1 pseudogene is annotated in these 234 nt (G+C 57.3%); it reads right to left on the reverse strand.

The window, feature by feature from the left end:
* Positions 1 to 234: pseudogene (locus tag ACFZPT_RS27080) on the reverse strand (RNase adaptor protein RapZ); the annotation flags it as partial.

Genomic DNA, 234 nt, shown 5'->3' on the forward strand with positions numbered 1-234 from the left:
CTGATCCAGCCCGGTCTGGTCACGCATTTCCGGCTTCCAGTAAGTGTTAGGCAGGCAGCGCACATCGAACACCATATAGGCGTCTAACGGCATGCCGCGCTTGTACCCAAAGGACTCCTCGAGAAAGGCCGTGCCAGGCTCCGGCTGGTTCTGCAGCCGCAGGTTGATAGCATCGCGCAGTTGATACAGGTTGAGGCTGGTGGTATTGATCTTCTGGTCGGCCAGTTCGATGAT

It is taken from the genome of Pseudomonas sp. MD330_10 (assembly GCF_042610415.1).
In the GTDB taxonomy this organism is placed as follows: Bacteria; Pseudomonadota; Gammaproteobacteria; order Pseudomonadales; family Pseudomonadaceae; genus Aquipseudomonas; species Aquipseudomonas rhodesiae.